This is a genomic window from Streptomyces sp. NPDC111516 (genome assembly GCF_055635345.1).
Genome location: NZ_JBVKBV010000006.1, coordinates 211,343 through 218,070, shown reverse-complemented (window position 1 = coordinate 218,070; position 6,728 = coordinate 211,343). Strand labels below are relative to the sequence as shown.

7 protein-coding genes are annotated in these 6,728 nt (G+C 70.4%); 4 read left to right on the top strand and 3 right to left on the bottom strand.

All coding sequences use genetic code 11. The features are described 5' to 3' along the window. Nucleotides 1–32 precede the first annotated feature (32 nt). Entirely contained in the window at nt 33–1,685 is a 1,653-nt protein-coding gene (locus ACZ7L9_RS14995) for a hypothetical protein (protein ID WP_471415533.1), read from the top strand. A 190-nt stretch (nt 1,686–1,875) separates the two neighbouring features. On the opposite strand, the gene ACZ7L9_RS14990 is transcribed toward ACZ7L9_RS14995, so the two are convergent. Continuing rightward, complete coding sequence (locus ACZ7L9_RS14990) at nt 1,876–3,276, bottom strand: NAD(P)/FAD-dependent oxidoreductase (RefSeq protein WP_471415531.1); 1,401 nt, start codon at nt 3,274–3,276, stop codon at nt 1,876–1,878. A 60-nt stretch (nt 3,277–3,336) separates the two neighbouring features. Continuing rightward, complete coding sequence (locus ACZ7L9_RS14985) at nt 3,337–4,017, bottom strand: rhomboid-like protein (RefSeq protein WP_471415530.1); 681 nt, start codon at nt 4,015–4,017, stop codon at nt 3,337–3,339. Nucleotides 4,018–4,023: 6 nt separating this feature from the next. On the opposite strand from ACZ7L9_RS14985, the gene ACZ7L9_RS14980 reads away from it, so the two are divergent. The 3 genes from ACZ7L9_RS14980 to ACZ7L9_RS14970 are packed head-to-tail and all read left to right on the top strand — an operon-like array spanning nt 4,024 to nt 6,189. Next, nucleotides 4,024–4,959 (top strand): aminoglycoside phosphotransferase family protein, encoded by a 936-nt coding sequence (locus tag ACZ7L9_RS14980; RefSeq protein WP_471415528.1) that lies wholly within the window; start codon nt 4,024–4,026, stop codon nt 4,957–4,959. 31 nt (nt 4,960–4,990) lie between these two features. After that, complete coding sequence (locus ACZ7L9_RS14975; RefSeq protein ID WP_471415526.1) at nt 4,991–5,467, top strand: GNAT family N-acetyltransferase; 477 nt, start codon at nt 4,991–4,993, stop codon at nt 5,465–5,467. Between the two features lie 44 nt (nt 5,468–5,511). Beyond that, nucleotides 5,512–6,189 carry a pentapeptide repeat-containing protein gene (locus ACZ7L9_RS14970; RefSeq protein ID WP_471415524.1) on the top strand — a complete coding sequence of 226 codons (678 nt, stop codon included), beginning with the start codon at nt 5,512–5,514 and terminating at the stop codon, nt 6,187–6,189. Between the two features lie 22 nt (nt 6,190–6,211). On the opposite strand, the gene ACZ7L9_RS14965 is transcribed toward ACZ7L9_RS14970, so the two are convergent. Then, complete coding sequence (locus ACZ7L9_RS14965; RefSeq protein WP_471415523.1) at nt 6,212–6,709, bottom strand: hypothetical protein; 498 nt, start codon at nt 6,707–6,709, stop codon at nt 6,212–6,214. Between the last annotated feature and the right edge of the window lie 19 nt (nt 6,710–6,728).

Sequence of the window (6,728 nt, the reverse complement as noted above, 5' to 3'; positions counted from 1 at the left end):
GCTTGAGCAGGACGAGAAGCAGGAGAGGCGAAGTGGCCAAGGGGAACACGGAACCCGAGTCGAACAGCGAGGTGTCCGCTGCTGCGGAGACACCGGAGGAGGCGGTACCGGAAGCGGGTACGGAGACGGGAGCCGGAACACCGAAGCCCGCCGCTGCGACCAGTGCGCCCCCCACGGCCGGTTCCGCCAAGGTGACAGAGTCCGGGGCCGGTTCCTCGCAGGGAGCCGCCGTGGTGCTCGCCGGAGGCGTGATCGGCGCGGAGGTGCCTGCCGCCGCCCGCGTGACGGAGAGCACCGCACCGACGCCGGCACCGGCACCCGACCCCGAGGCCGCGAAGGAGCCCAAGACGGCGAAGGCAGCGACCGCGTCCTCGACGCCCGCAGTCGAGCCGGTTGCCGCCGAGAAGTCCGGGCCGCAGGCCATCGTGCAGCCCGCACCGGCTCCTGAACCGACCACGGAACCAGTCGCCACAGCAGCAGCAAGCGTTCCGGAGGCCACAGCAGCCACCACCACCGCGTCCGCGACGGCCGCCGCCACGACGTCCCGTGGACTTCCGGCACTCACCGCCGTACTGGGCACCCTCACCCGGACCCGGACCCGTACCGCCTCCGCGACCACCGCCATCACCACCGACGGTGCGGGCAACGGCCCCGAAGGCGTCGGCGCGAAGGACGAAGGACCGGCGCCCGGCAAGGTCTCCCGGCCGATGGTCGCGGCTGCCGTGATCGGCGGCGTAGTGCTGCTGTCCCTCCCGTTCGTCGTCGCCTCCTCGACCGGCGGGGACGGCCCCAAGCACAACAGCAGGAACACCGCCGCCGGATACACGGACCCCGCCCCGGGTGCGGACGGCTACGTACCACAGGTGGATGCTTCCAAGGGACCGCTGGGCAAGGGCAGTCCGAAGGCACCAGGAGGCACGGCGGGGACGACGGGCGGCGTGAACGCTCCCCCCATCATCGAAGCCGCGTCTGCGGACAACGTCGGCTCCGGGGAGCTGCCCACCGACACCAAGGCGGGTGACAAGGCCCCGAAGGACAAGGCGGGCGACAAGACCACGCAGACCAAGACGGGCTCCGACTCCGGCAAGCAGACCGGAACGAAGACGGACTCCTCGACGGGAAACAGCGCCGCCCCGACCCCGCAGAAGACGGCGGCCTCACCCACGGTGCTCTTCTCGGCGGTCGGCGGCCTGCACTGCACCAGCAGCGCGGTCACCTTCACCGAACGCGGCAAGTACACCGACGGCCAGAAGGGCTGGACCACTCACGACGGCTCCTACGCCGCAGGCGGCTGCAACGGCTGGTACCGCTCGATTCCCATGTCGGGCGACTCCAACGACAGCGACAACAGCGCGGTCTGGAACTTCCGTACCGGTGACGTGAGTTCGGGCAGTTGCAAGGTCAGCGTCTACATACCGAACGACAGCAACATCGGCCACGTCGGTGGCCAGCCCACGTACTACACCGTCCACGACGGCACGAGCACCGCGGGCTCCACCCAGCTCGGCCACTTCACGATCAACCAGGTGAGCCACCTCGGCCAGTGGATCGCAGCCCCCTCGTACAAGATCAACAGCGGCGTGCTGAGCGTCAAACTGCACGACCGCGGCGACGACTGGAGCTCGCCGTCACGGGCGAACGCCCACAACGCCGCCGCACCGATCCGGGTGGAGTGCACCAAGTAGCCGGACAGGACAGGGCCCAGGCCCTGTCCTGCAACGGTGTTTGCCGTGAACGGGTGGGCAGGTCGGTCGCTGGTGTTGTCATGAGTGGAGATCTTGCCGAGGTCGGTTCGTGGGCCGGTGAATTGAGTGCGGTGCAGGGGCGGTTCCTGCACCGATTCAGCAGGTCAGGGCCGCGCGAGTCCGGAGAGGGTCAGTGCCGCCCCGCCAGCCGGTCCGCGGCCTTCGCGACGGGGTCCGTGCCGGGACGGGGCGAGGTGAGTTCGCGGCGGTCGGCGGCCCGGTATGCGGCGTACATGCCGTGGACGCCGAGCCAGCGGAAGGGTTCCGGTTCCCACCGACGGACCTTGTGGTTGACCCAGGGGAGGGTGGTCAGGTCGGTGGGGCCCGACTGGCCGGAGTCCTGCTGGATCAGGTCGCGCAGGGTGCGGGCGGCGAGGTTGGTGGTGGCGACGCCGGAGCCGACGTAGCCGCCGGCCCAGCCGAGTCCGGTGGAGCGGTCGAGGGTGACCGTGGCGCACCAGTCGCGGGGGACGCCGAGGACGCCGGACCAGGCGTGGTCGATGCGGGCGCCCGCGGTGGTGGGGAAGAAGCGGACCAGGATCTCGCGGAGGGCCTCGATGGTTGCGGGCTGGGTGCGCCCGTCATTGTCGGTGCCGGAGCCGAAGCGGTACGGGACGCCCCGGCCGCCGAGTGCGATGCGGTCGTCGGCGGTGCGCTGGGCGTACATGTAGGCGTGGGCCATGTCGCCGAGCGTCTCGCGGCCGTCCCAGCCGATGGTGTCCCAGACCGACTTCGGGAGCGGTTCGGTGGCGATCATCGAGGAGTTCATCGGGAGCCAGGTGCGCTTCTGGCCCTTGAGGTTGGCCGTGAAGCCCTCGGTGCAGCGCAGGATGTACGGGGCGCGGACGGTGCCGTACGGGGTGTGGGCGTGCTTGGGCTTGATCTCGGTGACGGGGGTCGACTCGTGGATGGTGACGCCGAGCGCCTCGACGACGTCGGCGAGCCCCTTGACGAGTTTGACCGGGTGCAGGCGGGCGCCGTGCGGCGTCCAGGAGGAGCCGACGGCTCCGGTGACGCGGATGCGTTCGGCGGTCTCGCGGGCGCCGCGCAGGACCCGGCCGGTCTCACCGAAGGCGATCTCGACGGAGTGGAAGTCCTTGAGGCGGGCCAGCTGGGCCGGCGTGTAGGCCACTTCGAGTACGCCGCCCTGGTGGATGTCGGCGTCGATGTTCTCCTCGGCGGCCACACGGACGACTTCGCCGACGGTGTCGTTCATCGCCTGCTGGAGGCGTACGGCGGCTTCGTGGCCGTGGAGTTTCGCGTAGCGGTCGCGGCCCGCGATGCCGTTGTAGAGCCAGCCGCCGTTGCGCCCGGACGCGCCGTAGCCGCAGAACTTGGCTTCGAGAAGAGTGATGTTGAGGAAAGGGACGGCCTTCTTCAGGTAGTAGGCGGTCCACAGACCGGTGTATCCGCCGCCGACGATGCAGACGTCGGCGGTGGTGTCGCCGGGCAGGGGTTCCCGGGGGGCTGGGGTGCCCTGGTCCGCGTACCAGAACGATATGCCGCCGTTGGCGGTGTTGACGGTGCTCATGTTGCCCCTGCTTTGTCCGGTGTGAAGCCGTGGTTGCAGCTGTTCTCTATGGGCGGGAGGTTACTGCGCCGGAAGGGTCTTCGTCTGCGGCCGGGACCGGGACCTTGCCAGTGGGTAGCAGGCCAGGCCGATGAGTACGGAGGTGAAGTGGCCGAGGTCGGTGAAGGTGCGGCCGGTGATGAGCGGGATGCCGTAGAAGACGACGACGGCGAAGAGGTACACGTACCGCCAGGGATGCGGGACACGGTACGTGAGGATGGCGATGACGCCCGCGAGCGCGTAACTGACCCCGATGTCGAGCGTGTTGGCGGCGGACTCCGGTACCTGGCTGTGCCGGACGGCCCAGGCGAGGACGCCTTCGCTGACGAGGGTGGCGAGGATATGGGCGGCGATGACGACGGCGAGCCAGCGCAGGGTGCCGAGCCAGCGTTCGGCGGTGGCGTGGAAGACGGTGTAGAGCGCGGCGTAGGGGACCCAGTGGCCGCTGTCGATCCAGAAGGCGCTGGCGATCAGTGCGCGTACGGGGTCCCGGGAGAGTTCGTGGATGTTGGTCGAGCGCTGGCGCAGGAAGTCCTCTTCGAAGTCCGGTGACATCTGGTGGATGATCACGGTGGTGATGAAGAGTGCGGTCAGCCAGATGTAGGTGCCGGGTGCGCTGCGGATCCATGAGCCGGCGCTGCGGATCCACGAACCGACGGTGGTACGGCGCCGGGTGGGCGGGGCGGGGCTGCTCGGAGTCATATCCGATTGACGCACGGCTTTACGATCGTCCGCGTGATTGACATTCCGGCCGAGCTGATCGAGACCCAGTCCGCATACAACGGAGCGGCCGGGCGGGCCTTCGTCGCGGCGCTGCCGGGGTTGGCGGCGGAGTTTCTGGAACGGTGGGGGCTCCGTCGGGACGGTGCGGCGTTCCACGGGGTGTGCGCGCTGGTGCTTCCGGTCGTGCGGGTGGCGGACGGCCGCCGGGCGGCGTTGAAGCTGCAGCCGGTGGACGAGGAGACGGTGGGGGAGCCGGTCGCACTGCGGGTGTGGGGCGAGGCGGGTGCGGGGGCCGTGGAGCTGCTGGACCACGACGCAGCGACGGGGACGCTGCTGCTGGAGCGGCTGGACGGTCACCGCTCGTTGACGGGTGTGGCGGATGAGCGGGAGGCGGTGCGGATCCTGGCGGGGCTGCTGGGCCGGCTGTCGTCCGTACCGGCTCCGGCGGATCGCGGGCTACGGGGGCTCGGGGACATCGCGGCATGGATGCTGGAGGCGGCGCCGGGGGCGGTGGCGGAGTCGCCGGACGCTCAGGAGCGGCGGCTGCTGGCGGACTGCGCGGCGGCGGTGCGGGAGGTCGCGGGGGAGCCGGGGGACCGGTTGCTGCACTGGGACCTGCATTACGGGAATGTGCTGGCCGGGACGGAGGAGGCGCACCGGTGGGTGGCCATCGACCCGAAGCCGCTGGTCGGCGATCCGGGGTTCGAGCTGCTTCCGGCGCTGGCCAACAGGTTCGACGCGGCGGCGGTGCGGTGGCGGTTCGATCTGATGACGGAGGCGCTGGGCCTGGACCGGGAGCGGGCGCGGGCGTGGACGCTGGGGCGGCTGCTGCAGAACGGTCTGTGGGCGGTGCCCGGTGGGGTGCGGCGGCTGCAGCCGCACCAGGCCGAGATCGCCCGGCAGTTGCTGGGGCGGGTGTAGCGGGATACGCGCCCGTGTTTACGCTGCCCTCATGATTCGTACCGCTACCCCTGCCGATGTCCCCGTCATCCACGCCATGATCCGTGAGCTGGCCGACTACGAGAAGGCCCTGCACGAGGTGAAGGCCACCGAGGAGCAGCTGCACGAGGCGCTGTTCGGCGAGCGGCCCGCCGCGTACGCGCACATGGCCGAGTCGGACGAGGACGGCGAGGTGGTCGGCTTCGCGCTGTGGTTCCTGAACTTCTCCACGTGGCGCGGGGTGCACGGCATCTACCTGGAGGACCTGTACGTACGTCCGGAGCGGCGTGGCGGCGGGCACGGGAAGGCGCTGCTGACGGAGCTGGCGCGGATCTGCGTGGAGCGCGGCTACGAGCGTCTGGAGTGGTCGGTGCTGAACTGGAACGCCCCGTCCATCGCGTTCTACGAGTCGCTGGGCGCACGGCCGCAGGACGAGTGGACGGTGTACCGGCTGACGGACGGGGCGCTGGCGAAGCTCGGCGCACGGTAGGTCGCCGGCCTGGCATTGTCAGTGGCGTGGTTCACGATGGGGCCATGGCACGAAGCAGCAGGAAGACGGACACCATCGCAGCGGCGCGGCGGCCGGAGGTGCGGCTGCCGCCGCTCGTTCCGTACGAGGGGAACGGACTGGAGCCCGACGGGGACTACGACGGGGTGCGCTTCGAGGGGACGGATCTCGCGGACGAGTCGGGTCCGGGGGCCCGGTTCATGGACTGCGCGCTGGACGGCTGCGCGCTGGACCGTACGGAGCTGGTCAGGTCCCGCTTCATCGACTCGGTGCTGACGGGGGTACGGGGGGTGGGCACCGATCTCGCGGGGGCGTCACTGCGCGACGTGGAGGTGGTGGACGCTCGGCTGGGCGGGGTGCAGCTGCACGGTGCGGTGCTGGAACGGGTGCTGGTGCGCGGCGGGAAGATCGACTACCTGAATCTGCGGAAGGCGCGGCTGAAGGACGTGGTGTTCGAGGGCTGTGTGCTGTCCGAGCCGGATTTCGGGGATGCGCAGCTGGTGCGGGTGGAGTTCCGTGACTGTGTGCTGAAGCGGGCCGACTTCGGTTCCGTGCGGATGGAGTCGGTGGACCTGCGGACGGTCGCGGAGCTGGACATCGCGCGCGGGGTCGAGCGGCTGGCGGGTGCGGTGATCAGCCCGGCGCAGCTGATGGAGCTGGCACCGGCGTTCGCGGCGCAGATCGGGGTGCGGGTGGAGGCGTAGGGCCCGAGCGGGGGCAGGGGGGTCAGACCCGGGGGAAGCGGGCCTGGAGGTCCCAGATCACGGGGTTGTCGGCGAGACCGTCGTGCATGTCGGCGAGGTCGGCGATCAGATCGTGCAGGAAGTCGCGGGCCTCGCGGCGCAGCAGCGAGTGGCTGAAGGTGAGCGGGGGCTCGTCGCCGGGCATCCAGTCGGCCTCGACGTCGACCCAGCCGAAGCGGCGCTCGAAGAGCATCCGGTCGGTCGACTCGGTGAAGTCCAGCTCGGCGAACTGCTGCCGGTGCGAGCGGTTGCCGCGCGGGTCCTGGTCGATCTGCTCGACGATGTCGCACAGTGCCCACGCGAAGTCGAGCACCGGCACCCATCCCCAGGCTGTGGACACCTCGCGGTCCGCCTTGGTGTCCGCCAGGTAGACGTCCCCGGAGAACAGATCGTGCCGCAGGGCGTGGACGTCCGCGCGGCGGTAGTCGGTCTGCGGGGGATCGGGAAAGCGTCGGGAGAGGGAGTAACCGATGTCGAGCACAGTTCGATGGTGTCATGCC